At 40.4% G+C, this 24,662-nt stretch carries 19 protein-coding genes; 8 read left to right on the plus strand and 11 right to left on the minus strand.

The features are described from left to right. Positions 1-8: 8 nt before the first annotated feature. The 5 genes from fusA to C7B62_RS02410 form a co-directional block, all read right to left on the minus strand. The gene (gene fusA, locus C7B62_RS02390; protein WP_106233012.1) at positions 9-2,090 is read right to left on the minus strand and encodes an elongation factor G; all 2,082 of its coding nucleotides are present in this window, start codon (positions 2,088-2,090) and stop codon (positions 9-11) included. A gap of 328 nt (positions 2,091-2,418) precedes the next feature. Beyond that, positions 2,419-2,889: a 30S ribosomal protein S7 gene (gene rpsG, locus C7B62_RS02395; protein WP_106233013.1), complete on the minus strand. Its 471-nt coding sequence runs from the start codon at positions 2,887-2,889 to the stop codon at positions 2,419-2,421. A gap of 325 nt (positions 2,890-3,214) precedes the next feature. Then, the gene (gene rpsL / locus C7B62_RS02400) at positions 3,215-3,589 is read right to left on the minus strand and encodes a 30S ribosomal protein S12 (protein ID WP_106233014.1); all 375 of its coding nucleotides are present in this window, start codon (positions 3,587-3,589) and stop codon (positions 3,215-3,217) included. Positions 3,590-3,702: 113 nt separating this feature from the next. Next, complete coding sequence (locus tag C7B62_RS02405) at positions 3,703-4,053, minus strand: iron-sulfur cluster assembly accessory protein (RefSeq protein WP_106233015.1); 351 nt, start codon at positions 4,051-4,053, stop codon at positions 3,703-3,705. Positions 4,054-4,209: 156 nt separating this feature from the next. Beyond that, complete coding sequence (locus C7B62_RS02410; protein WP_106233016.1) at positions 4,210-4,629, minus strand: phosphomannose isomerase type II C-terminal cupin domain; 420 nt, start codon at positions 4,627-4,629, stop codon at positions 4,210-4,212. Between the two features lie 882 nt (positions 4,630-5,511). Here C7B62_RS02410 and gltB point away from each other — a divergent pair. The 3 genes from gltB to C7B62_RS02425 all read left to right on the plus strand — a co-directional run bounded on the left by gltB (position 5,512) and on the right by C7B62_RS02425 (position 11,448). After that, positions 5,512-10,176, plus strand: coding sequence for a glutamate synthase large subunit (gltB, locus tag C7B62_RS02415; RefSeq protein WP_106233058.1), 4,665 nt, complete (start codon positions 5,512-5,514; stop codon positions 10,174-10,176). A gap of 159 nt (positions 10,177-10,335) precedes the next feature. Then, positions 10,336-11,034 carry a succinate dehydrogenase cytochrome b subunit gene (locus tag C7B62_RS02420; RefSeq protein WP_106233017.1) on the plus strand — a complete coding sequence of 233 codons (699 nt, stop codon included), beginning with the start codon at positions 10,336-10,338 and terminating at the stop codon, positions 11,032-11,034. Between the two features lie 24 nt (positions 11,035-11,058). Then, positions 11,059-11,448 carry a tautomerase family protein gene (locus C7B62_RS02425; protein ID WP_106233018.1) on the plus strand — a complete coding sequence of 130 codons (390 nt, stop codon included), beginning with the start codon at positions 11,059-11,061 and terminating at the stop codon, positions 11,446-11,448. Between the two features lie 12 nt (positions 11,449-11,460). Here the strand turns inward: C7B62_RS02425 and gloB are convergent, their stop codons facing one another. After that, on the minus strand, positions 11,461-12,234 hold the full coding sequence (gene gloB, locus C7B62_RS02430; protein ID WP_106233019.1) for a hydroxyacylglutathione hydrolase: 774 nt from the start codon (positions 12,232-12,234) through the stop codon (positions 11,461-11,463). A gap of 5 nt (positions 12,235-12,239) precedes the next feature. Further along, a complete protein-coding gene (locus C7B62_RS02435; RefSeq protein ID WP_106233020.1) occupies positions 12,240-12,725 on the minus strand; it encodes a GNAT family N-acetyltransferase in 486 nt (161 codons plus the stop codon). Positions 12,726-12,913: 188 nt separating this feature from the next. Between C7B62_RS02435 and C7B62_RS02440 the strand changes: the two genes are divergently transcribed. Next, on the plus strand, positions 12,914-13,738 hold the full coding sequence (locus C7B62_RS02440; protein ID WP_158260613.1) for an outer membrane beta-barrel protein: 825 nt from the start codon (positions 12,914-12,916) through the stop codon (positions 13,736-13,738). A 155-nt stretch (positions 13,739-13,893) separates the two neighbouring features. On the opposite strand, the gene C7B62_RS02445 is transcribed toward C7B62_RS02440, so the two are convergent. Continuing rightward, positions 13,894-14,328 (minus strand): DUF4079 domain-containing protein, encoded by a 435-nt coding sequence (locus C7B62_RS02445; protein WP_106233022.1) that lies wholly within the window; start codon positions 14,326-14,328, stop codon positions 13,894-13,896. Positions 14,329-14,472: 144 nt separating this feature from the next. Beyond that, positions 14,473-14,847, minus strand: a complete 375-nt coding sequence (locus C7B62_RS02450) for a DUF1830 domain-containing protein (RefSeq protein ID WP_106233023.1) — start codon at positions 14,845-14,847, stop codon at positions 14,473-14,475. Positions 14,848-15,278: 431 nt separating this feature from the next. On the opposite strand from C7B62_RS02450, the gene C7B62_RS02455 reads away from it, so the two are divergent. The 3 genes from C7B62_RS02455 to C7B62_RS02465 all read left to right on the plus strand — a co-directional run bounded on the left by C7B62_RS02455 (position 15,279) and on the right by C7B62_RS02465 (position 19,045). Next, positions 15,279-16,850 (plus strand): photosystem II high light acclimation radical SAM protein, encoded by a 1,572-nt coding sequence (locus tag C7B62_RS02455; protein ID WP_106233024.1) that lies wholly within the window; start codon positions 15,279-15,281, stop codon positions 16,848-16,850. A 111-nt stretch (positions 16,851-16,961) separates the two neighbouring features. Further along, positions 16,962-18,350, plus strand: coding sequence for a DICT sensory domain-containing protein (locus C7B62_RS02460; RefSeq protein WP_106233025.1), 1,389 nt, complete (start codon positions 16,962-16,964; stop codon positions 18,348-18,350). Between the two features lie 53 nt (positions 18,351-18,403). Further along, positions 18,404-19,045 (plus strand): pentapeptide repeat-containing protein, encoded by a 642-nt coding sequence (locus C7B62_RS02465; protein ID WP_106233026.1) that lies wholly within the window; start codon positions 18,404-18,406, stop codon positions 19,043-19,045. A 104-nt stretch (positions 19,046-19,149) separates the two neighbouring features. Here the strand turns inward: C7B62_RS02465 and C7B62_RS02470 are convergent, their stop codons facing one another. Both C7B62_RS02470 and sbcC read right to left on the minus strand, forming a co-directional pair. Continuing rightward, positions 19,150-20,493 (minus strand): SGNH/GDSL hydrolase family protein, encoded by a 1,344-nt coding sequence (locus tag C7B62_RS02470; RefSeq protein WP_106233027.1) that lies wholly within the window; start codon positions 20,491-20,493, stop codon positions 19,150-19,152. Between the two features lie 102 nt (positions 20,494-20,595). Beyond that, positions 20,596-23,619, minus strand: a complete 3,024-nt coding sequence (gene sbcC, locus C7B62_RS02475; RefSeq protein WP_106233028.1) for an exonuclease subunit SbcC — start codon at positions 23,617-23,619, stop codon at positions 20,596-20,598. Between the two features lie 192 nt (positions 23,620-23,811). On the opposite strand from sbcC, the gene C7B62_RS02480 reads away from it, so the two are divergent. Beyond that, the gene (locus tag C7B62_RS02480; RefSeq protein ID WP_106233029.1) at positions 23,812-24,627 is read left to right on the plus strand and encodes an SDR family NAD(P)-dependent oxidoreductase; all 816 of its coding nucleotides are present in this window, start codon (positions 23,812-23,814) and stop codon (positions 24,625-24,627) included. Positions 24,628-24,662: the final 35 nt, after the last annotated feature.

Genomic DNA, 24,662 nt, shown 5'->3' on the forward strand with positions numbered 1-24,662 from the left:
TTCCTTATTTAAACAAAAGTGTTCCCTTTATTTCTAGCGATAATTGCCTCAGCTTCATTTTGAGGAACATCACTATATTCGCTGAACTCCATTGAGAAGATACCTCGTCCTTGGGTTTTAGAACGGATATCTGTAGCATAACCAAACATTTTTGCCAAAGGAACTTGAGCATCAACTTTGGCTATGCCACTGTCAGAATTCATGCCTTCAATGTTGCCTCGACGAGAGTTTAAGTCACCAATTACATCCCCCAAATAATCTTCGGGAACTTCGACTTCAACTTTCATCATTGGCTCCAACACCACAGGAGCAGCCTGATTGACCGCATCCCTAACTGCCATAGAACCAGCCACCTTGAAAGCCATCTCGTTAGAGTCTACATCGTGGTACGAACCATCAACCAACGTCACCTTGATATCTATCAAAGGATATCCTGACAAGATACCAGATTCGCAGGTTTGTTTCACCCCTTGCTCAATCGGCGGGATAAATTCCTTGGGAATTGTGCCACCAACAATTTTAGAAATAAACTCAAATCCAGAACCAGGTTTGGCAGGTTCTACTTCTAAGACGGCATGACCATATTGACCCTTGCCACCGCTTTGCTTGATGTACTTGCCAACTCCTTTCCCGCTGCGACGAATCGTTTCTCGATACGCGACTTGAGGTTTACCGACAGTAGCCTCAACGTTAAACTCCCTCAACATGCGATCGACTAAGATTTCTAGGTGAAGTTCACCCATTCCAGCGATCACAGTCTGATTAGTTTCAGGGTTGGTGCTGACGCGAAATGTTGGATCCTCATCTGAAAGAGTTTGTAGAGCTTTCGATAGCTTTTCTACATCACTTTTAGTTTGAGGTTCAACGGCCACAGAAATTACTGGCTCAGGAACATATAGAGATTCTAAAATAATTGGATTTTCATCATCGCATAATGTGTCACCTGTAGTTGCAAACTTAAGACCGACTATTGCTCCCAAATCTCCTGCTCTAAGCTCATCTACTTCAATGCGCTCATTGGACTTCAGCACTACTAAGCGAGAAATCCGCTCTTTTTTTTGCTTGGTCGAATTATAAACGTAAGTTCCCTTTGCTAAAACTCCTGAGTATACTCGAATAAAAGTTAAACGACCAAATTTATCACTAGCAATTTTGAAGGCTAATGCAGCAAAAGGCTCATCATCATCAGAATGTCTGACGGCTTGCTCTCCATTAGGTAGTTCACCAGTAATTGCTGGAACTTCAGGAGGGGCAGGTAAGTAATCTACTACTGCATCTAATAAATCTTGTACTCCTTTATTTTTAAAAGCAGAGCCACACAACACCGGCATGATTGAACTGTCAATAGTTCCCTGGCGAATTGCTGCCTTAATTTCAGCTTCGCTAAATTCCTCCTCCAGCATAAACTTTTCGAGAAGTGCCTCGTTTATTTCTGCCAGAGACTCGATTAACTTAGCTCTATATTCTTGCGCTTGAGCCTGAAGCTGTTCAGGAATATCGGTTTCCTCAATTTCTTTGCCGAGATCATCTTTGTAGACGATCGCTTTCATCCGCACTAGATCAACAATCCCCGTAAATTCAGCTTCGTTACCAATAGGAATTTGAATTGGCACTGCATTTGCCTGAAGTCGCTCTCTAATTTGTTCATGAACCTTAAAAAAGTTGGCTCCGGTGCGATCCATTTTGTTGATGAAGGCGATTCTAGGCACATTGTACCTATTTGCCTGTCGCCATACGGTTTCAGACTGAGGCTGTACACCGCCAACAGAGCAGAAAACAGCGATTACGCCATCAAGAACCCGCATTGAGCGCTCCACCTCAATCGTAAAGTCTACGTGTCCAGGAGTGTCAATAATGTTGATTTTGTGGTCTTTCCAGCTAGTACTGATAGCAGCGGCAGTGATGGTAATTCCTCTTTCCTGTTCCTGCTGCATCCAGTCCATTGTGGCAGCACCATCATGAACCTCCCCCATTTTGTAGGCGATGCCAGTGTAAAAAAGAATTCGTTCTGTTGTTGTTGTTTTGCCCGCATCTATATGAGCTGCAATACCAATATTTCGTACGCGCTCGAGAGGGATGTTACGTCCCACAAATACCTCCTTGCATCTTGCAGGATGAAACTGCTAAATAAGTATCAATATTTAGCACCATTTATAATTCTATACTTTTATCCAATAATTAAGGTGACAGTCTTAGATTAATTCCTTAAGTATTTTGTCTTAACTGATTTTTCAATTTAGCTGAAAATACAATGACCAATTGAGAATCTAGGTTTTAAATAAAATTTGAATTTGAAGCAATTGTGCCGATGACTAAAAAATATAGCTAAAGCTGAATAATTTTAACAGATAACTAGCTACATAAATTTAGACATCAGCAGCTTTATGATTAACAGCCAGCGACTTGTCTAGTTAATGTTTAATAACGATAGTGAGCAAAAGCTTTGTTTGCTTCTGCCATACGATGAGTCTCATCTCTTTTTTTCATTGCACCACCTGTTTCATTGGCAGCATCCATGATTTCGCTGGCAAGCTTAGTCGCCATGGTACGTCCACCTCTTGAGCGGGCAAACTGAATTAACCAGCGTAAAGCTAAAGTAGTTCCTCTACCCTGCCTTACTTCCATTGGGACTTGATAGGTTGCTCCCCCAACTCGGCGTGCCTTAACCTCTACTAAAGGAGTTAGATTCTTAATGGCTTGCTCAAAAACTTCAATTGGTGCATTTCCAGTTCTTTCGCCGATAATTTCCATGGCATCATAAATGATGCGGGCTGCCAAAGACTGCTTGCCACTACGCATGATTCTTCTAATAGTCATGCTGAGTAGACGACTATTGTATACGGGATCGGGGGGGACGGGGCGTTTTTTATTGCTAGAACGACGAGACATTTGCTTGTTGGTTTAAGTTAGAGAATATATAAATATGAATGAATTACTTTCAAGATTGATCGCATTAGCATACTTAAAAGCGATCGCTCTAAAGAAATCAACCAATCATAAACAGAATTATCTGTGATCAAAAGCTGATTAGATTAGCTTAGTTAGTTCTGTTAGGAGAGTGGAAAATACTTAATTAAGTATCACCACCATTATTACTGACTGAAGCTCTCATCATTGGCTAGCTATCTAAAAACACCATATTTTTAACGGCAACTCTTAAAATATAGATGTATCATAGCTGTTTAACTTCAACAGTTTAAAATGTCAGTTTTGCCTATGATTTAGGACGTTTGGTTCCGTATTTAGAACGGCTTTGAGATCTATCTTTGACTCCTGTTGTATCCAAAGTACCACGCACTATATGGTATCTAACCCCAGGAAGATCCTTAACCCGACCTCCTCGAATCAGAACTACAGAGTGTTCCTGCAAGTTATGTCCAATTCCAGGAATATATGCTGTGACCTCAAATCCTGAAGTTAGACGAACCCTGGCTACCTTTCTCAGTGCCGAGTTAGGCTTTTTAGGTGTGGTGGTAAAGACTCTCGTACATACTCCTCGACGTTGAGGGCATTCTTTAAGAGCGGGAGATTTAGTTTTCTTTTGAAACTTTGATCTTTCGCTACGGATGAGCTGCTGAATAGTGGGCATGAGTTATTGGCTTGTGTGATTTTTAGTCTCCTTAATTGCTTAATGTCAAAAAGATATAGCACAATAGCAGACAAATTCCGATTATAGATTAATTTTAACCAGTGCGTCAATTTTTAAGCAGATTTAGGAAAAGAAATACCACAGCCACAAGTTTTTGGCTGGTGAGGATTGTGGAAGCGAAATCCTCCTCCCATGAGGTCTTCAGCATAATCTAGTTGTAAAAATTCGACATGTTTCCAAGACTGAAAATCGACTACTAGGTTAATTCCGTTGACTTCTAATCGGCGATCGCTTTGAGCGATCTGAGACTCGTTTATTTTTACTTCAGATTCAAAGGTCAAATCGTAAAAAAAATCCAGACACCCACCTGGCTTAACAATAAGTCTTAGGTAAGCATCTGGAATCTTGCGATTCAGCTTGATGCGCTGAATTTCAGCTACTGCCGCGGGACTAATCTTAACCATAAAAACGCTTGTTCTAACTAATTTATCTCTATATAAGTTATGCTACACAAAATTTTTGCCGGCGATCGCTTATAGTTAATCAAAATCAAGATATTTATAGTCAAGCTAGTTGTGCAAAACAAGCTGACGTTGTTTAGTTACTAGGCGAAAAGACTACTATTGGCGAGCATAATCATCACTGAAGCGAATAATGTCGTCTTCTCCTAGATATTGGCCATTTTGGACTTCAATTAAGACCAAATTAATTACCCCAGGATTTTCGAGTCTATGGGTGGTACATTGAGGAACATAAGTAGATTGATTACTGCCTAAGATCATTACCTGTTCACCACAAGTAACTTTAGCTGTACCTGAAACTACAATCCAATGCTCACTGCGATGATGATGCATTTGCAAACTCAAACGATGACCAGGATTTACTTCAATCCGCTTGATTTTATATCCTGTTCCTTCTTCCAAGGTAGTAAACGAACCCCAAGGACGAATTTCAGTAGCAGCAACTCCTGATGGCGCAGCAGGCATGAATTTTACTTCGCTGAGGTTAGAACTTGATTTGGTTTTTGTAGATTGAGACATAATTGCTTGACTTATGTGACGAAAAATATAATTTGAACTTAATTTAATTTATATCTGTAATTTGCTCTTGTCATGCTCAAACAGAGTCAACTTACCCACAAGATAACAAACAATTGTCGAGAAATTAAAGACAAAGTTTTAATACAAGCAGGATCTATATCTAATCTTCATATAAAAGAGTTTGTAAGCGCCAAAAACTGCAACTGAATTAAAGTTTGATTAAAGCTAATGGTTTTCATCCGAAATATCTAGTACATACATAAATGCTTCCTAAATATTTATTTAAGAATTTCGCACATTGAATTCAGGACTACTAAGATACCCTCTCAGCGGGCAAAAGCCAATAAGTGAAGCGTTCTTAGGAAGTGAGTGAGCTTACTAGATGTACGTGATTAATAATTTTGCCGAAACTGTAATGGATCGAGCTTTTTATTAGATGTTAGTTCCGCTACAATAATATTATGCTATGAAATCGAGACGCAAGTGTTCAGCATTTATACAGATATTAACCCTGAAGATTGATTAGATTGCTTGTCAAATAATCATTTGAAATTTTTGTATATTTACTTTATGTAAAGCTAGCTAATATCGTAAGATTAGCTAGCCTTCTCGATTCAACGTCTAGTACTTTTTGATGGGCGTTATTCTGTAGTTTACATTTAGCGCAAGCGTCGCAGGCAAATCCTTAAAAGTATCGGTATAAAAATATACCGATACTTTGTACCCCTCATCAATAGTCTGGAGATCAAGTCTATCCAAATATAATGACAAGCCAAAAGTTATTAAAGAGTCTTTAACTTACTCCAGAAAAATTTTAAATAGCACCCATTCTGCAAAAGGTTATCTCTAACAATTTATTACATCTGTATGAGCGAGCAAGAAATGAAAATTTTAAATAGCAGTAATAATACTAATATAGTATCTCAGCAAGATTTATCGACTAAGCCATTTTCAGGTCAACGATGGCTAGTAGAAGAAAGAGACGCTTGTGGAGTAGGTTTTATTGCCTATCAAGATGGTCGTCAAAGTCACAAAATTGTTAGACAGGCTTTAAAAGCATTGGGATGCATGGAACACCGTGGTGGGTGTAGTGCCGATCGCGATTCGGGAGACGGTGCAGGGATCATGACTGCCTTACCTGCAAAGATTTTTACTGATTGGTTTGCTCAAAATGAGATTACTCAGCCTGAAGCAGAAGCATGGGGAGTGGGAATGGTGTTTCTACCTCAAGCTAGTGAGAAAATTGCTGAATTAAAACAATACATAGAGAAAGTAGTAAGAGCAGAAGGTTTACAGATATTGGGCTGGAGGGAAGTTCCTGTGCGTCCTGAAGTATTGGGACAACAGGCGAGAGATAACCAACCTCATATTGAGCAAATTGTGGTGAGTTCACCTGATGGGTTAAGGGGAGATGATTTAGAGCGAAAATTATATATTGCGCGATCGCGCATCGGCAAGAAACTCTCGGACGATTTTTATATTTGTTCTTTTTCCTGTCGTACTGTTGTCTATAAAGGCATGGTACGAGCAGTTATTTTGGGTGAGTTTTATCAAGATCTAGCTAATGCAGATTACGAAAGCAGTTTTGCTGTTTATCATCGTCGCTTTAGTACCAACACCATGCCTAAATGGCCCTTTGCTCAACCAATGAGGATTTTGGGTCATAACGGCGAAATTAATACTCTGTTAGGCAATATTAACTGGATGTCTAACCGAGAAAAAGAATTAATCGCCAACAATGAGGTAACTCTACCAGGCTGGACTCACGATGAGATTGAGGGATTAACACCAATTGTCAACAATGATAACAGTGATTCTTATAACTTAGACAGTGCCATGGAATTATTGGTGCGAACAGGTCGGAGTATTACCGAAGCAGCCATGATCCTCGTGCCAGAAGCATACCAAAATCAGCCTTCTTTGGCAGAGTATCCCGAAATTGTGGACTTTTATGAATATCACAGTGGACAGCAAGAACCATGGGATGGGCCTGCTCTATTAGTATTTAGTGATGGCAAAACTGTAGGGGCAGCTTTAGATCGTAATGGTCTGCGTCCTGCTCGCTACACGATTACTAAAGATGGTTATGTAGTTGTAGGGTCAGAAACAGGAGTGGTAGGTATTCCTGATGAAGAAATAGTAGAAAAAGGTCGCCTAGGTCCTGGTCAAACCATTGTGGTCGATCTTCAAACTAAAGAAGTGTTGCGTAATTGGGAAGTAAAACAAAGAGTAGCTAAAGCAAATCCCTATGGAAAATGGATCGAGCAACATCGCCAAACAATTGCTGCTCAGGAATTTGGCAGAGAAAACTTGTTAACTGCGGAGCAACTGTTGAGTTATCAAACTGCTTTTGGCTATACGGCAGAAGATCTTGAGCTGATTATTCAGTCGATGGCGATCAATGGGAAAGAACCCACCTTTTGTATGGGAGATGATATTCCTTTAGCGGTACTTTCAGATAAACCAAGACTGCTTTATGACTACTTCAAGCAAAGATTTGCCCAGGTAACCAACCCCGCAATCGATCCTTTACGGGAAAGTTTAGTAATGTCTTTGTCCATGCAGCTTGGAGGCAAAGGCAACATACTTAATCTTAAGGCTGAAGATGCTAGGTTGTTGAAGTTAGAGTCTCCTGTGTTAAATGATGAAGAATTAACAGCGATCGCCTCTTCTGGGTTAAAGACTCAGACTCTTTCAACTCTATATCATATTGTCACTGGCCCTGATGGTCTTAAGGATGCAGTGGCTCAACTGTGTCAAGAGGCGATCGCTGCGGTTAAAGCGGGAGTAGAAATTATTGTTTTAAGCGATCGCGAAGCATTCCCAGAGGGAAATCGCCCTGCGGCGGAAAATATAAGCTCTGAATATAGCTACATCCCCCCATTATTAGCTGTAGGCGCAGTGCATCATCACTTAATTGAGCGAGGATTGCGCTTAAGAGCTTCATTAGTGGTTGATACTGCTCAGTGTTGGAGTACCCATCATTTTGCTTGCCTGATTGGTTATGGCGCATCGGCTGTCTGTCCTTATTTGACTTTAGAAAGTGTACGTCAATGGTGGAATAATCCGAAGACGCAAAAACTGATGGAAAATGAGCGCATTGAAGCCATTAGCCTGGCTAAAGCACAGCAAAACTATCGTCAGTCGATCGAGGCAGGGTTATTAAAGATTCTTTCTAAGATGGGAATTTCTCTACTATCTTCCTATCATGGAGCGCAGATTTTTGAAGCTTTAGGTTTGGGGATGGATTTGGTCAATCTTGCTTTTACAGGAACAACTTCTCGTTTAGGTGGTTTGACGGTAGCTGAGTTAGCTCAAGAAGTAATTGCTTTTCATCACAAAGCTTTTCCTGAACTTTTGGATAAAAAGCTGGAAAACTATGGCTTTGTTAAATATAAAAAAGGTGGAGAATATCATATGAACTCCCCTGAAATGTCGAAGGCTTTACACAAGGCGGTAGAAAGCAGAGATTACGACCATTACGAGCTTTACAAGCAGCATCTACACGGAAGACCAGCAACGGCACTCAGAGATTTATTAGACTTTAACAGCGATCGCCAATCTATTGCTCTAGACGAAGTAGAATCGGTAGAGAGTATCTTGAAACGCTTTTGTACTGGCGGGATGTCCTTGGGTTCACTATCTCGCGAAGCTCATGAAACCCTAGCCGTAGCAATGAATCGTATTGGCGGAAAGTCAAACTCAGGGGAAGGTGGCGAAGACTTGATCCGCTTCAAAGTTTTAGATGATGTAGGCGCAGATGGAAAATCCCCCACACTACCTCATCTCAATGGCTTGCTCAATGGCGACACTGCTAACTCAGCAATCAAACAGGTGGCATCAGGACGCTTTGGGGTAACGCCAGAGTACTTAATGAGCGCTCAACAGCTAGAAATAAAGCTAGCTCAGGGGGCAAAACCAGGAGAAGGAGGACAACTACCAGGGAAAAAGGTTAGTCCTTATATTGCTTCTTTAAGACGTTCTAAGCCAGGGGTGACTTTAATCTCGCCTCCTCCCCACCACGATATCTATTCCATTGAAGATTTGGCACAGTTAATTTTCGATCTCCACCAAATCAATCCTCAAGCCAAAGTGTCGGTTAAGTTAGTGGCAGAAATTGGCATCGGGACAATTGCCGCAGGGGTAGCCAAAGCCAATGCCGATGTCATCCAAATTTCGGGTCATGATGGAGGAACAGGAGCATCACCTCTAAGTTCGATCAAACACGCAGGAGTACCCTGGGAGTTAGGGCTAACGGAAGTACATCGAGTGCTGTTGCAAAATCAACTGCGCGATCGCGTTTTACTCCGTGCTGATGGTGGGTTAAAAACTGGCTGGGATGTAGTGATGGCTGCTTTGATGGGTGCAGAGGAATATGGCTTTGGTTCAATCGCGATGATTGCTGAAGGCTGCATTATGGCAAGAGTTTGTCACATGAATACCTGTCCTGTAGGGGTGGCAACACAACAACAGCACCTAAGAGATCGTTTTAAAGGTATTCCCGAAAATGTGGTTAACTTCTTTTTCTTCGTGGCCGAGGAAGTGCGATCGCTTTTAGCAAAACTAGGTTATCGCAGTCTGGATGAGATTATTGGCCGTACCGATCTCTTAGTGCGTAATACTGAAGTTCAAATTGCTAAAACTAATGGTTTAGATCTAAGTTGCCTGATCGAGTTACCTAGCGTCAAATCAAATCGAAGCTGGTTAAAGCATGGAGATGTTCATACTAACGAGACAGTATTAGACGATGAAATCTTAGCAGATGAAGCGGTTCTAGCAGCGATCGCCGATCATGGTAGAGTAGCTAAAGACTTAATTATTTTAAACACTGACCGTAGTGTTGGTGGTCGGATTTCTGGAGCGATCGCTTCCCAGTATGGCAATAGTGGCTTTGCTGGTGAAATTACTTTGATCTTTAAAGGCTCGGCTGGTCAAAGCTTTGGTGCATTTAATTTACCTGGAATGAACATGATTATTGCGGGTGAAGCTAACGATTATGTTGGCAAAGGAATGCATGGTGGCGAAATTATTATTGCTCCTAGTAGCAAGTCTACTTATGATGCTGCAACTAACGTAATTATTGGCAATACCTGTCTTTATGGCGCAACTGGTGGCGCGCTTTATGCTAATGGGCGGGCAGGAGAAAGATTTGCCGTACGTAACTCCATGGGCAAAGCAGTGATCGAAGGTGCAGGAGATCACTGTTGTGAATACATGACAGGCGGTTTAGTTGTCGTCTTGGGTGAAGTTGGTCGCAACGTCGGTGCTGGGATGACGGGTGGTTTAGGCTATTTCCTCGATGAAAACAATAGTTTTCCTAGCAAGGTAAACACTGAAATAGTTAAGGTACAGCGAGTTGAATCTCAGGTGGGAGCAAAACAACTTCAAGAAATGATCGAACAGCACGTTGCGAAAACTGGTAGTGCTAAAGGTCAGGCTATTTTAAAAGATTGGGATCATTATCTTGGTCAATTCTGGCAGGTAGTACCCCCTTCAGAAGCCGATAGTCCAGAAGTAACTGAGTCCAAGACTCTTACCTCCGTCTAGTTCAAAGCTCTAAGCTTTGCTCCTTTATTCAAGCAATCGCTGTTTTAATTTTAAAGATGGCAACAATCCCAGTCATAATTTAGAGTGAGAGGACGCAGTTTTTAGTGTCCTCTTTTTGTTTGGCAATACAATAAAATTTAGCCTTTACAGTACAGCTTCATGACTATTAGCAGCGATCGCCCAAAACTAGTTAACTTTTATACTTCTCCTGTCGGTAAAAAAATCATTACAGGGATTACAGGACTTGGTTTAACTTTATTTGTCCTCGTTCATATGGTGGGCAACCTGACCTTGTTTGCTGGAACTAAAGCCTATAATCAGCTTGCTCATTTTATTGATAGCTTGGGGATTTTACTTTATCTAATTGAGTTGATCTTATTGGCGATCGCCATTTTTCACGCAGTAGTCGGCATTAGCATTCGGCTAAACACCCTTAAAGCTCGACCAGTTGCCTATAGCCAGTTAAAAAGCGTAGGAACACCTAGTAGACAGTCAATTAGTTCCCGCAGCATGTTAATTACTGGCATAGTGCTATTAGGATTTTTGGCCTTACATCTAGCAACTTTCAAATTTGGGGCATATTACTCCACTGTGATTGATGGAGTGGAGATGCGAGATCTATCAAGCTTAGTGATGGAAAAGTTTCACAACCCTGTTTATGCCTTCGGTTATGCAGGAGTAATGATTGTCTTGGCTTTGCATTTGCGCCACGGAATCTGGAGTGCTTGGCAATCAATTGGTGTGCTTAACTCAAAAATTAGTCCTGTAGTTTATGCGATCGCTCTTATTTTAGCTATTTTGATTGCACTGGGCTTTATTGTTTTACCTTTAGCTATCTATTTCAATTTGCTTAATTAATATTAATGTAATTAAATCGCCTAAATGCCACAGATTAAAGTTTACGGACTACAAAAAAATCTTGAACCAAAGCGCCTTGCTTTGTCCCATGCCATTCATGCAGCATTAATGGAGACGATTGGCACACCAACGCAAAAAAGATTTCAGCGTTTTATTATGCTTGAGCCAGAAAACTTTATTTTTCCTAGCGATCGCAGTAATGACTATACAATTATTGAAATTAGCATGTTTAAAGGTCGTTCTATTGAAGCCAAAAAGAATTTAATTCGTATTCTGTATCAAAAAATTGCGGAAACCGCTCACATTGAATCACAAGATTTAGAAGTCACCATTTTTGAAACACCTCAAGAAAATTGGGGTATCCGAGGTGTCCCTGGAGATGAACTAAAACTTAATTATCAAGTAGATGTTTAATGTTGTTTAAATTTAAAATTGGTCTTTCATGCCGCGAATACGCCCAAAAACCCTTACAGGTTCATTGATCTTGGCCGCAGCTTGTAAGGCAGGAGTATCCCAACGCAAAAAAGGATTGGTCTGCTTTTCTTCCCCCAACCAAGAAGGTATAGTAGCTAAACCTTGACTTCGAGCTTGTTGTACTTTTTCATATCTAGCTGCTAAGTCTCGATTATCAGGATCTACCGTCAAGGCAAACTTAAGATTACTTAATGTATACTCATGAGCGCACCAAACACGAGTCTGATTGGGAAGCTGGCGTAGTTTAGCGATGGAATTGAGCATTTGTGCGGGAGTTCCCTCAAATAATCTGCCACATCCTCCAGCAAAAATCGTATCACCACAAAATAATTCACCGATCTCGTTAGCTCCTGTCGGCGGAAAATAATAAGCAATATGAGCGCGAGTATGTCCTGGAATAAAAAAGACTTGAGCTATCCTGTCAGCAAACTTTACTGTATCTCCTTCTGCAAGATAGACTTGTTGCTGAGGTATTCTGCCTCGATCTTCTGCGCCACCATAAACACAAAGATCGGCAAACTGTTTAACTAACTGTTTATTTCCTCCAACGTGATCTCCATGATGATGAGTATTCAAGATGGCAATTAATTTAGCATCAATTGATTGAAGATATTCAATCACGGGTTTCGCTACAGCAGGATCGACTACCGCAGCAACTTTTAATTGCCGATCCCACAGCACAAAAATATAGTTATCTGATAAGACAGGAATAAGTTTAATTTCCATAATGTTTAAGAGATGGTTGCTAAGGCTTTTAATGCTTCATCAGTAACACGACAAATACGCCAATCAGGCAATACTTTTGCTCCCAAACTTTGGTAAAAAGCGATCGCACTTTGATTCCAGTCTAAAACGCTCCACTCTAATCTTCCTGCCTCTCTCTCAATGGCTAACCTGCCTAAATAAGACAACATTGCTTTTCCTATTCCCTGACGGCGGTATTCTGGCAACACAAATAAATCTTCTAGATAAAGTCCTGGTTTGGTCAAAAAAGTTGAGTAATTAGGAACAAACAAAGCAAAACCAACGATTGTATCCTCGATTTCGGTAATGATTGCCTCTGCATAAATACGCTTGCCAAATAGATGCTTTCTTAACTGCTCTGTCGAACCTGTCACCTGATGGCTCAATTTCTCATATTCTGCCAATGCCTTAATCAAACCAAAAATCTGCGGAACATCATCCACTTCAGCTTGACGAATATTAAATCGATTCATTAAGATTTGCTTAACTATAAAATAGCTTAACTATCGTCTCAAAAACTGTACCACAGTAGGCACAACAAACAGTTGAAAATCTGTCTAATGTATGAGTTTTTTCTAGCGCATATCGCATAATATAACATTCATAGTTAGTCTAACTATGTCTTTATGTCTAGCAACAATTTATGCGTGGTGTGAAAAGTATGAAAAGTTTGAAAAGTTTAAATATTAAAACTGCTGTTTTAGCAATTATTTTGGCTACAGGTTTTCCCTTAGCTGCTCAGGCACAAGATACAAAAGACTATGAGAGCCTTAAAGTTTCCTGTCAGTCTGGCGTAGAATGTAATAACTTTAACGTTAATCTCCAAGAGCAAGGCGATGAAATTGCTCAAACCAGAAGAACCAGAACTCGGCGCACTCGTAGTAGTAGCAGTAGCGTTGACAGCAAATACTATGTTGGAGGAACTCTAGGTATATTCTTCCCTAGCGAAATTGATAATTTTAACGTGCCAGTAACAGCAGGTGGAAATACTACATTACAGCGAGTGAATCCTGGTACTGGATTTGGTGGCAGTATATATGGTGGGTATAACTTTAGCGAGCTTATTAGTGCTGATGCAGAAGCACTTATTTATTTCGGTAATGCCGATCCTCTCGATGGATCTTATCGTTCTTTTAACTTTTTTGTTGGCCCCAAATTTACCTATACTTTAGACAAAACTAACGATCAAAGTCTCTACATATTCGCTAGCCCTGGTATTGGCGTAGGTAATGTTAACTTTGGCGGAGATCTTGGTGATGCATTAAGTGATGATTCTGGAACTGGATTTGCTTTGCAAGTGAAAGCTGGAGTTGGTTATCCTGTCTCAGATAAAGTCGACATTATTGGACAAGCGAGGTATACAAATATTTTTGGTGCTTTCGATGTGCCTCAAATTGGCGAAAATGGTACTGTCGTCCAAGGAGAAACTGATAGCAAAGGTGTAGATGCATTTGGCCTACAGATTGGAGCGCAATATAATTTCTAGTTTGTTAATCAGTGATTGTTATAGACAGTCAGTAACTAAATTTAACTGTAAATGGAGGCGACAGGAATATTTCCTAGTTCGCCTTTTGCTATTTTCTAGTTATTGAGTTTCAAACTCTTTCTTGTCTAGATGATGGGCAAATAAATTAAAATCTTTTATAAATATTTCTGCACCACTAACCAACCTGTCCAAGATACGTAGGCTAATCCGACAAATAAAATGACGTTGATCGTAATATGGAGCGATCGCGCCCAATCATTATCAGAACTAATTTGATTGGCACTCCAAGCGGAAAGGCAAATTAAACCCACTACAAATAAGCCCGACCACAGGTGATCGGAATGCCCCAGACTGCCATAGTAGCCTACTGTACCGACAACACCGATCGCCAGCAACAGGAACACTAAAAAAACAAGAATAATGCCCCCAAAATAGTGAGCATTTCTGAGCCAAGGTGGACGACCAATTTTAGCTACACGCCCATAAAACATTAATGCTCCTGAAGCAAAAAGCAGCAGATAAAAAGCGATCGCTCCACCCATTGCCCAAGCAGCAATTTTCCAGAGCCAGAGAAATGAAGGTAAATTCAAGTTTACTAATTGAGTATTGTCTTATACTAACGAGCTTTAGTTCTTTTAACTTACCACAACCAACAGGGTTGTTAGGAATAATAACCCCACATAGTCATCTTTGTCATCTTTAATTTTATTGAGGATATTGCCTTTATTCGTATTTTATACAGCAAAACGAACTGATGCTGCCATGTCTATTTTGCCGAGAGAAAGAGAAGTATTCCCAGTTTGTTCAATATCTGCCACTTTCTGAGTTTTCGGGCGATCTTGCTCCTCTTCGGTATTTTTCAGCTTAAGCTTAATACAGGGAATTGTATCGGATAAAATAGCACTTGCCATCATTCCCGAATGAATTTCTAAAACTGCGTTTTCGTGTGCTTCAAACACTAATCGCTGACCAGGAAATACTACTCGCTCAAAATACCAGTTCGAAATATTAGTAATACGCGCTATCTGGATCTGACTGGTAGCGTTTACATAACAACAAAGAATGCTGTTGTTTTGATCACGAGGAAAAGGATCTAAGGTTTGAGACATAACTATTAAATAATGCTAGGTAAAAAATACTTTTTATTGATATAAATAACCTAACATTTTTTGATCCCAGCAATTTGTAAAACAAACTACCAATAGATATTTTGATTATCTTTTGATTATAATTTTTTTGTGAATTTATATTTTAATAAAATTTTTATTTTTAAATAATTCTCCTATCCTAACTAACACCTGTAAAAAATTAGGAATCAATCTATACAAATTTATTTTTTTCGCTTAATTACATCGCCGTTGATTGTTAGTTACAGCCTGAAAAATCCAAAATATGATTGAACCCTGGTTGATTGTGGCAGATAATCTCGCTAAAGTTAAGTTATATAAATAATTTATGAGCGCCCGTGGGAGGAAACTTCTAAAGTATCCCCAGATTCAACTCATGAAAATTGTCAATAATAATTCCATAATTCTCACTTATGACTCAGCGCATTCTCTATGTTCGTTTGCCCTGCAACCCCATATTTCCAATTGGAGTTGTGTATCTGGCAGATCATGTACACAAACTATTTCCTGAAGTTGAGCAAAAAATCTTTGATTTGGGAACAGTTCCTCCGCTAGACTTTAATCAAGCTTTGGATCGCTGTGTTGATGAATTTAAGCCATCTTTACTCGTATTTTCCTGGCGAGATATTCAGATTTATGCTCCCGTTGGCGGAAGAGGTGGAAATCCTTTGCAAAACGCCTTTGAATTTTACTATGCCAAAAATCCTCTGATTCGCTTAAGAGGTGCTTTAGGCGGGTTTAAGGTAGCATCTGCTTACTATGGAGAGCTATGGCGCAATAATAATCTGATTAAACGGGGATTAAATAGAGCCAAGCAGCATCATCCAGAAGCCCGTGTGGTGGTGGGCGGTGGTGCAGTGAGCGTATTTTATGAGCAGCTACAAAAATCGCTGCCAAATGGTACAATTGTTTCAGTGGGCGAAGGGGAACAGTTGCTAACTAAAATTTTGAATAATCAAGAGTTTCGAGACGAACGTTGCTACGTAGTCGGAGAAAATCAGATTAGAGAAAGACTGATCCACGAGTGGCCTACTCCCTTTGAAAAAAGCGCCTGCAATTACGATTATATCGCTACAGTTTGGTCAGAATTTGACTATTACCTCCAGGAAAATGATTTCTATATTGGGGTACAGACAAAAAGAGGCTGTCCTCATAACTGCTGCTACTGCGTTTATACCGTAGTTGAGGGTAAGCAGGTACGAATCAATCCTGCTGACGAAGTAGTCAAAGAAATGCGTCAGCTTTACAACAGAGGTATTCGCAACTTCTGGTTTACCGATGCTCAATTTATTCCTGCTAAAAAGTATATTCCTGATGCGATCGCCTTGCTACAAAAGATTATTGATTCAGGCATGGAAGACATTCATTGGGCAGCTTATATTCGTGCTGATAACGTAACTCCTGAATTGGCAGAACTGATGGTCAAAACTGGCATGAACTATTTTGAAATTGGTATTACTAGCGGTTCGCAAGAGTTGGTGCGTAAAATGAGAATGGGGTATAATCTGCGGACTGTCTTACAAAATTGCCGTGACTTAAAGGCAGCAGGCTTTAACGACTTGGTGTCAGTTAATTACTCGTTTAATGTGATTGATGAAACTTACGAAACAATTAGACAAACCATTGCTTATCATCGAGAGCTAGAAGCAATTTTTGGGCAAGAGAAAGTTGAGCCAGCAATTTTCTTTATTGGTTTACAGCCCCATACTCATTTAGAAGAGTATGCCCTAGATCATCAAGTTCTCAAACCTGGATATAATCCCATGAGCCTAATGCCTTGGACGGCTAAAAAGCTCTTGTGGAATCCTGAGCCGTTTGGTTCTTTTTTTGGTGAAGTATGTCTTCAAGCTTGGAACCAAAATCCTAACGATTTTGGACGGGAGGTCATGCAAATCTTAGAAAATAAGTTGGGGAAAGCTCCTCTCGAAGAAGCCTTGACTGCTCCTGTAAAATCAGAACAGCAGAGAATTACTACTGCCGTTTAAAAACAAATAAAAACAAATATAAATTAATCAAAAGTGTAGCCTTCGGATTACACTCCGTGTAGCCTTGGGATCCCACTTGAAATTTAACTAACTAACTACTAAATATCTACTATGCTGGAAGGTTCGATATTACAAAGATTAGAAGAGGCTCATCATCATAGCGCGCAACCGCTAAACCTTGGAGTTTACTACAAAAATACTTTGGTTGCCCTCTGTCATGCTTTAGAAGATTTCATTTTGGATTCCCAGAGTCCCCCCCTAATGGTGACTGCTTTTCAGCGTGGAAAATGGTATCTAGAAGAAGCAGAACGTTATCGCGATTTGGCAGATAAGTCAGAGCATGTCGTACTGATGGCAGCCCCTGATGCGGGATTTGATAGCCACCCTACTAGCAAGAAGGTAAACGTGGCGCTGGTGCAGCTTAATCCAGAAGATCCTGTGGCGGAAGAATGGCATTTGATGATTCTCTCGCCAACCTATACGGCAATGGTGCTGTGTCAGGAATTATCCGATGCAGACTATGGTGACAACAAGCCCAAAACAGATTTAGAACGTAAATTCTATGGCTTTTGGACATTTGAACCAGAATTAGTGAAGGAAAGTGTAGAATTGGCGATCGATCATGTGAGTAAATATGACCCTCCACTAGCCCAGATGATGACCACTAAAGTTGCCAAAATGACTGCTGAATCTGCTACTAGACAAAGAGATGATTTAGATGCGGTGGTTTCTCAGGTAATTAAGTATCTCCAAGACTCCCATAAAACATTAAATCAACCACAACAAACGGGGAACTTTAAAGGCTTCCAAGATTTAAGCGAAAATATTGTTTCCAATGAAATGCAGGCGTTTCTGCGGATGGCTCAATTATTGGATGCTACCGACGTTAGCAATCCCATGGCAGCCTCAGAAGTAGCATCAATGGCAGAAGCAATGTCTCAATTGCTCGATCTACCTGCATGGCAGGCTAAAAGGTTGTATTTATCTGGCTTACTACATCGAGTAGGTTTACCAGATGTAACTAGACGCAATCAGCGATTAGGCTCTGGGAATGCTTCGCAATCGCCAGTTCAAGCAGAAACTTTAGCCGATCAATCTGCTCCTAAAGCCTCCGTATTGCGAGTTATGCCCCAGTTAGAAGCTGTTTCGAAGATTTTGACCCATCAAAGAGAAGCTTGGGATGGCTCAGGTATTCCCGCAGGGTTAGCCTATGATGAGATTCCTTTAGAGTCGCGGATTATTTGCTTGCTAGCAGATTTTCAGCAAAAAATGAAGGCTTATAAGCAATATTCGACTGACAAGAATCCCACCGTCAAGGCTTTAACAGACTGTCAAGCACTAGCTGGCAAGCGATACGATCCCAAGTTATTAGATGCTTTATCGCTCCTGGTGATGGGAATGCAACAGGGAATGAGCCTTCAGGCTTATCGACCCAAAATTGCTACGGGGATGTGGCTAGTAGATTCTGGTAGCGAGAATAAAAACAAAACAACTTCTTAGACTATTTAACAAAAAATAAAACCCAAAATAAAATATACAATAAAACATAAATAATGACCGTAGATACCATTCGCGCAGGACAAGAAAAGAACTTTCCAGGAATAGATTTGGAAGATGAAGATTTGGCTGATTGCCAACTTGAAAAAATTAATCTAGCGGGAGCTAATTTGGTCGGCACAGATTTTTCGCGCTCTAATCTCAAAGGAGCAAGACTGGATGGGGCAAATTTAATGCAGGCAGATCTCCAGCGTACTGATCTACGGGCGAACCTATTAGGGGCGAATTTAATGCAGGCAGATTTAAGTAGTGCTGATTTACGGGGTAGCAATCTGCGAGGGGCAAACCTGATGGGCGCAAAATTAGCCCAAGCTTCTTTATCAGGGGCATTTTTGAGTGGAGCTAACTTAACTGGAGTAAATCTTAAAGGAGTGGACTTAAGAGGGACAGATTTGCGGGGTGTTAACCTCAACAGTGCCAACCTTAAAGGTGCTAATCTATCTCAGGCAGATCTCCAGGGGGCAAACCTGAGTGAGACTAATCTTGAAGAAGCTGATTTGCGCGGAGCAAACCTGGCTGGGGCAAACTTAACTGGAGCAAACTTACTCTGTGCGGAATTAGAAGGCAGCAATTTGGATGGTGCAACCATGGAAAGAACTTGCTTATTGGGTACAGCGATCGCTCAACAAACTTCATAATAACTATTTTCAAATTTGCGAGCTTTTTTGGCGATCTACTTTCTTTAGTTTATGTTAAAGAGTTAAAGGCGATCGCTTTCTCTTTACTCTTTACTTACAAAACACTAAATCGTAGCATTTTCAGTGGTCAATGTCGTTGTGGACATCAAGGTATCTAAAGCAAAATCACCGAGCAGATCGTGAAAAGCAGCCGTTGGATGAGTATCATCCCAGAATAGATATTCGTCTGGGTTGCTACTACTAGGATTAAGAGTAACAGGGTCTAAGAATGGATCTGAGACATTAGTAAAACCAAAATTTTCTGGATTGGTAAGAACGTTTTCAAAAAGACCGCTAACATCTAAAGGTACTAGGTTAATCTCATTAAGAGAGTTATCCAGTTCGTTCAACGTTCCAGCTAACAAAGAGTTATGTTGCTCAGTAAAATTAGTCAGAGCGTCGGCAACTTGTGGATTATCTAACCCTGTAACAGCAGGTAGTTTGCCCAAATCTGGTAAATCGGCAACTAGAAAATTACGCGCGCCAGTATCATAAAGGCTTTCGATAGATGTTTCTAAGTTGTCAACAGTTGCTTCGGGGTCGCCACCATTAGTATAATAATCATTAGCACCTGCCCAGATAACGTATAGAGCTTCAGGATCGGCAGATTGCTGTACTTGTTGATGATCTTTGATAAATGAGTCAACCTGACTTGTTACTCCAGGAATTAAATCGCCAAACTCGCCAGCACCATTTGTTCCTGTTTGTGCAGCGCCGTAAGCAAAGTTAACGCTTTGGGTAGTAGTAGCACCGTTGAAAAAAGGACTGGCTGCCACACCGTCAGGAGTAATAGTAATGGGAGAAGGTATAGGCAGTGCAGGATTAAATACTGACAACTCACTAGCAGGAGTAGAAGTTAGACCTAAATCATTTTCCAAATTTTCAGTCCAAACTGGACCATTAGAAAAACGACCTTCAAAGTAAGGCGGACTTGGGGGAGTGACAGGAATATCGCGACCTAACAGTTCTTCAAATGGCTGCAAAAAGGTACTGCTATTAAAGATATTACCAGGATCAGAAAAGCTGTCTCCAAAGATGTATATTTTATCAAAAGGCTCATTTTCTGATGGCTCAACAGGTGTATCAGTTGCATTGTTAGAAAATAAATTATCTAAATCGCTACTAGAAAAATTATTGTTAATAAAATCATTGGCTTCAACTAAAATATTATTGATTTCAGTCTCGCTGAGGTTTAAGTCTTCCTGCTCAACTAGATCGTTAATTATTGGCAGTAATGTTTCTGAGATTGCATCAGCTTCGATACCTGACGTATTTTCAGTTGAAAAATTTTCTGTAGTGCTAGATAAATTAACAACATATTCATGGTCTTTTAAACCCGTAATCAGATCATTGCCTTCAGTAGATTCGTTACCAGCATCAGAATTAAGTGTATCGAAAAGATAAGTCATAGAATCGTTGCCTCAAATCATTTTATGTAAACTGTTTGTTTGATTATAGATAGAATATATAGCCAGGGATTATCAATGCGTACGTAACCTCTATTGTTCAGGTTAGTTAGATACCTGTAGACTAGAACCCTTTTCGTCTTTATAAACCTCAATCCTAGTTTGAAAAGCTTCTTTAAACTGAGGCATATGAGTCACTGTCAGGATACAGGCAAAATCTGAAGCGATCGCATTAATCGCTCCTACTAAACGATTACACCCTTCCGCATCCTGAGTACCAAAGCCTTCATCTACAATCAACATTTGTAGAGACGTTCCCGATCTTTGCGCTAGTAGTTTGGCTAAAGCTAGACGTACTGAGAAGTTAATCCGAAACGCCTCCCCGCCAGAATAGGTTTCATAGGGGCGAGTGCCACCAGCATCAGCGATGACGATATCTAGAGTATCAATTAGCTTGGTTTTTTTCTGGGATGTTCCCTTAGAAGCTTTTTGAGTAAGAAACTGCACATGAAATTGATTCCCCGTTAATCTAGCCAAGATCTGATTGGTTTCGGCTTCCAACTGAGGCAGAATGTTTTCAATAGTTAGTGCCTGAATACCATTTTTACCAAAGGCTTGAGTTAAGGTTTGATAAATGCGATGTTGTTTTTCATAATCTTGGAGTTGTTTACCCGTATCTTGATATTGAACTTGAAGCTGCTCAATCTGAGTTAAAGACTGTTGCAATCTACCACTGCGGGAAATAAGTTCGTCTAGCTGCTGACGGCGCTGCTGAATTTGCTGTTCTAGGGTGTTAATTTCCTGACGATGATCGGCAATATTATCTTGCTGCGCCAGATGTTCCTGTAGTTGTTGGTAGCTTGCTTGTTTGCTCTCTAGTCTCGCCTGGAGAAGTTGCTCTAATTCTCTTAATTTGGCTTGAATCTGAGGATATTCTTGTTTAGCTTTCTGTAATTCTTGATATTTTAACTGCCAAGATTGTGATTGACGCAGAGAATCTAACAGGTTTTGGTGAGTTGTGCGATCGTAACCTAAATCGTTGATTTGGCGATCAAGTAAATTAATTTGCTGTTGGATTGGAGAGTCAATGTGCAGCTTTTCTAATTTAGTCTGTAGATCGCTTATTGCTGTTAGAAGTTGGGGCTTTTGCTCGTCTAACTTTGCCTGTCGCTTTTTCGCATCTTCAATCTTTGCCTGCTTGATTTCTGCCCAATGTAAGCTCTTAACTTCCCCCCTAACTAAAGCATGGGTTTGCTCATCATAATTGAGGTTGGCAAGTTCCTCAGTTAAGCGCTTGATTTGTGCCTGTAATTCCTCAGCATAGTGACCATTTTGCAGCGATCGCTCTAGACTATCTCTTTCTTCTTGAGTTACCCTGAGCTGATCGTAGATGGCTTCGGTAGCTTCTAGCTGGGCTTCTAACTGTCCATATTGCTGCTGTAGAGTATCGTAGGTAGAAATTTCGTTAGATATTTCTTTGTGTTCTTGAAGCAGTAACTGTATTTCGCGATCGCAGGTAGATAATTGTTCGCGGATTACCCAAATCTGTTCATGTATATCCTGCTGTTGTTTTTGCGTCTTATTTACCACCTGATGACGATGATGTTCGTCTAATTCACGCTCGCATAGTGGACAGTTCGCACCTGGGGTATCGAGCATTTCCAGTTTTTGCTGAATTTCGTGTATCTGCCGTTCATAGATGCGTTGATTTTCTTGGAGTTTAGATTGGAATGTCCTCCTTTCTGTACCTTTTTCTTTAACGCGATCGCGATAAATTCGCTTTTTTTCTAGTTCGCCAATTTGAGCATCTACTGTTAACAATTGATTGCGCTGTTGGGGAACTCGATCAATATCTAAGGCTAACTTTTGGATAGCGCTGTGTAGCTGTTCTAGCTTTGCTGCTAACTTGGCTTCTTCGCGATTAATCTCTCGTTCTAAAGTGTTTTTTTGCTGAAGCAAAGGAGAAATGTACTGCTGTAGTCGATCTAACTCGTTTAGCTGCTGACGAGCTTTGGCTAGCTTTGCCAACGCTGATTCTACCTCTACAGATTTTCTTAAAGTCTTGGTGATTTCCTGTTCTTGCTGTTCAATACTTTCAAGACGAGTTTGAATTTGATTAATCTCTAGATTTAGCTGGTTTTTTTGTTGAGATAGCTGTTTTTCTAGCTGTTGTCTTTGTTGTTGGGCTTCTTGATGAGCATTGAACTTGGAGGACAAGTCTTTTTCTGCTGCTTGCCAAGCTATTAATTGATTATATGCTTGAGTAATTTCGGCTGCTTGGGCAATTAAACTATCTAAAGATGCCAGTTGTGCTTTGATACCTTGAATATCTTTTGTCGCGCGATCGCAATCTTGTGCTAAATTCTGATGCTGACTCTGCTGCATAGTTAACTGCTTCGCCCAAGTCTGTCGCTGATACTCTACTGCCTGTAGCTGCTGTAAACTAAGGCGATCGCTATCTTGTGAAGTCTGTAATTCGCCTAAATCTTGCTTAATCTGTGCTGATTCTGCTGCAATCTCTTCTCTTTTAGCAAGTTCAAGTTCCAATGGTTCTAAATTCTGCTTTAGCTGTTCCAGCTTGCCTTTATACTCCTTTGCCGTATCTTTTGCCTGACTCGCCAACTGTTCATAGCGATCTAACTTCAATAAATCTGCCAGAATTTGCTTCCTTTCACTAGGACGACGTAACATGAATTCATCTGCCCTCCCCTGACGTAAATAGGCTGAATTCGTAAAGGTGTCGTAGTCTAACTTTAAACAAGCAATAATCTCGTCCTGAGTTGCCCGCAATCCCTTCGCCGTAATCGCTCTAAAGTTTCCCGATTCTGTCTCTACCTGAAATTCTAAAGAACTACTTCTTCCTCTAGTGCGAGATCTAATAACCCGATAAACTTGATTATTGCAGCTAAAGTCAAAATCAACCCGAACGTTGCTTCCCCCACCATTGATCACATCATCTTCCGTCGCTGCACGGCTTTTGCCCCACACTACCCAGGTAATTGCTTCTAATAAAGATGACTTCCCTGCACCATTTGCCCCACAGATACAGGCAGTGTGCAACCCTTTGAAGTTTAAAGTTGCATCTCGATAACTTAGAAAGTTTTTTAAAGTTAACTGCAACGGAATCATATCTTATAACAATTTCCTTAATTTAAATTAAATGATGCTTATTAGTATCTTTGCATTAATTTATTAGTCTTAGTCTGAATTTTGGAGGATTTCGGCATTTTATCGCTGTCTTTTACAAAAATTTACACAAATTTCAGGCAATGCTCGAAATTATTGATTTCTACTGTTTATGATTAATTGATAAGTGCCTTAATGCTTAGAGCTAATCAAAAACGATCTAACAAAATTCAGAATCAATACTCAGTGCTATCAGAAATTAATCAAGCCAACGCTTTAGTAGTTGGTGCAAGTCAAGGGATTGGCTTTGGGTTCGTGCGATCGCTTTTACAGCAGGAACATATTCAACATATTTTTGCTACCTACCGTAATCCAGATACAGCCAAGCAATTACTAGATTTAGCCAGTCAATCTGGCGACCGCCTAAAATGTCTTCAGGTTGATATTACCGCAGAATCGGACATAGCAGCAGCCGTTCAGCAAATCCAGCAATCAGTCAAACAAATACATCTGGCAATCTATTGCGTAGGAGTACTGCACGATCAAAATCTAACTCCAGAAAAAAGTCTCAAACAAATTAATGCTGAGAATTTAATCTATTCTTTTCAGGTTAATAGTATCGGTGCGGTATTACTTGCTAAACACTTGATGCCTTTATTTAACAAGACTGAAACCAGCATTTTTGCGAGTATTTCCGCCAAAGTGGGCAGTATTAGCGATAATCGTTTAGGCGGCTGGTATGGTTATCGTGCTTCCAAAGCAGCTTTAAATATGTTTCTTAAGACTACAGCGATCGAATATAGTCGTCGATGTCCTAAAACTATTGTGGTAGCACTGCACCCAGGTACTACCGATACTCAACTTTCTCAACCCTTCCAGAAAAACGTGCCACTGGATAAGCTATTCTCTGTCGAACATACGGTAACTCTTTTATCTCAAGTTATCTCAGATTTATCTCTTAAAGATAGTGGTGAATTTTTTTCTTGGGATGGGACTAAATTGCCTTGGTGAACCAATATAGCGGTGCAAGATTAGGTTAGGACATA

It is taken from the genome of Pleurocapsa sp. CCALA 161, assembly GCF_003003995.1.
Lineage (GTDB): Bacteria > Cyanobacteriota > Cyanobacteriia > Cyanobacteriales > Xenococcaceae > Waterburya.

Coding starts and splice junctions, on each gene's coding strand:
- rpsG (WP_106233013.1), bottom strand. CDS start 2,889: ATGTCTCGTCGTTCTAGCAATAAAAAACGCCCCGTCCCCCCCGATCCC.
- rpsL (WP_106233014.1), bottom strand. CDS start 3,589: ATGCCCACTATTCAGCAGCTCATCCGTAGCGAAAGATCAAAGTTTCAA.
- C7B62_RS02405 (WP_106233015.1), bottom strand. CDS start 4,053: ATGGTTAAGATTAGTCCCGCGGCAGTAGCTGAAATTCAGCGCATCAAG.
- C7B62_RS02410 (WP_106233016.1), bottom strand. CDS start 4,629: ATGTCTCAATCTACAAAAACCAAATCAAGTTCTAACCTCAGCGAAGTA.
- gltB (WP_106233058.1), top strand. CDS start 5,512: ATGAAAATTTTAAATAGCAGTAATAATACTAATATAGTATCTCAGCAA.
- C7B62_RS02420 (WP_106233017.1), top strand. CDS start 10,336: ATGACTATTAGCAGCGATCGCCCAAAACTAGTTAACTTTTATACTTCT.
- C7B62_RS02425 (WP_106233018.1), top strand. CDS start 11,059: ATGCCACAGATTAAAGTTTACGGACTACAAAAAAATCTTGAACCAAAG.
- gloB (WP_106233019.1), bottom strand. CDS start 12,234: ATGGAAATTAAACTTATTCCTGTCTTATCAGATAACTATATTTTTGTG.
- C7B62_RS02435 (WP_106233020.1), bottom strand. CDS start 12,725: ATGAATCGATTTAATATTCGTCAAGCTGAAGTGGATGATGTTCCGCAG.
- C7B62_RS02440 (WP_158260613.1), top strand. CDS start 12,914: ATGAAAAGTTTGAAAAGTTTAAATATTAAAACTGCTGTTTTAGCAATT.
- C7B62_RS02450 (WP_106233023.1), bottom strand. CDS start 14,847: ATGTCTCAAACCTTAGATCCTTTTCCTCGTGATCAAAACAACAGCATT.
- C7B62_RS02455 (WP_106233024.1), top strand. CDS start 15,279: ATGACTCAGCGCATTCTCTATGTTCGTTTGCCCTGCAACCCCATATTT.
- C7B62_RS02460 (WP_106233025.1), top strand. CDS start 16,962: ATGCTGGAAGGTTCGATATTACAAAGATTAGAAGAGGCTCATCATCAT.
- C7B62_RS02465 (WP_106233026.1), top strand. CDS start 18,404: ATGACCGTAGATACCATTCGCGCAGGACAAGAAAAGAACTTTCCAGGA.
- C7B62_RS02470 (WP_106233027.1), bottom strand. CDS start 20,493: ATGACTTATCTTTTCGATACACTTAATTCTGATGCTGGTAACGAATCT.
- sbcC (WP_106233028.1), bottom strand. CDS start 23,619: ATGATTCCGTTGCAGTTAACTTTAAAAAACTTTCTAAGTTATCGAGAT.
- C7B62_RS02480 (WP_106233029.1), top strand. CDS start 23,812: ATGCTTAGAGCTAATCAAAAACGATCTAACAAAATTCAGAATCAATAC.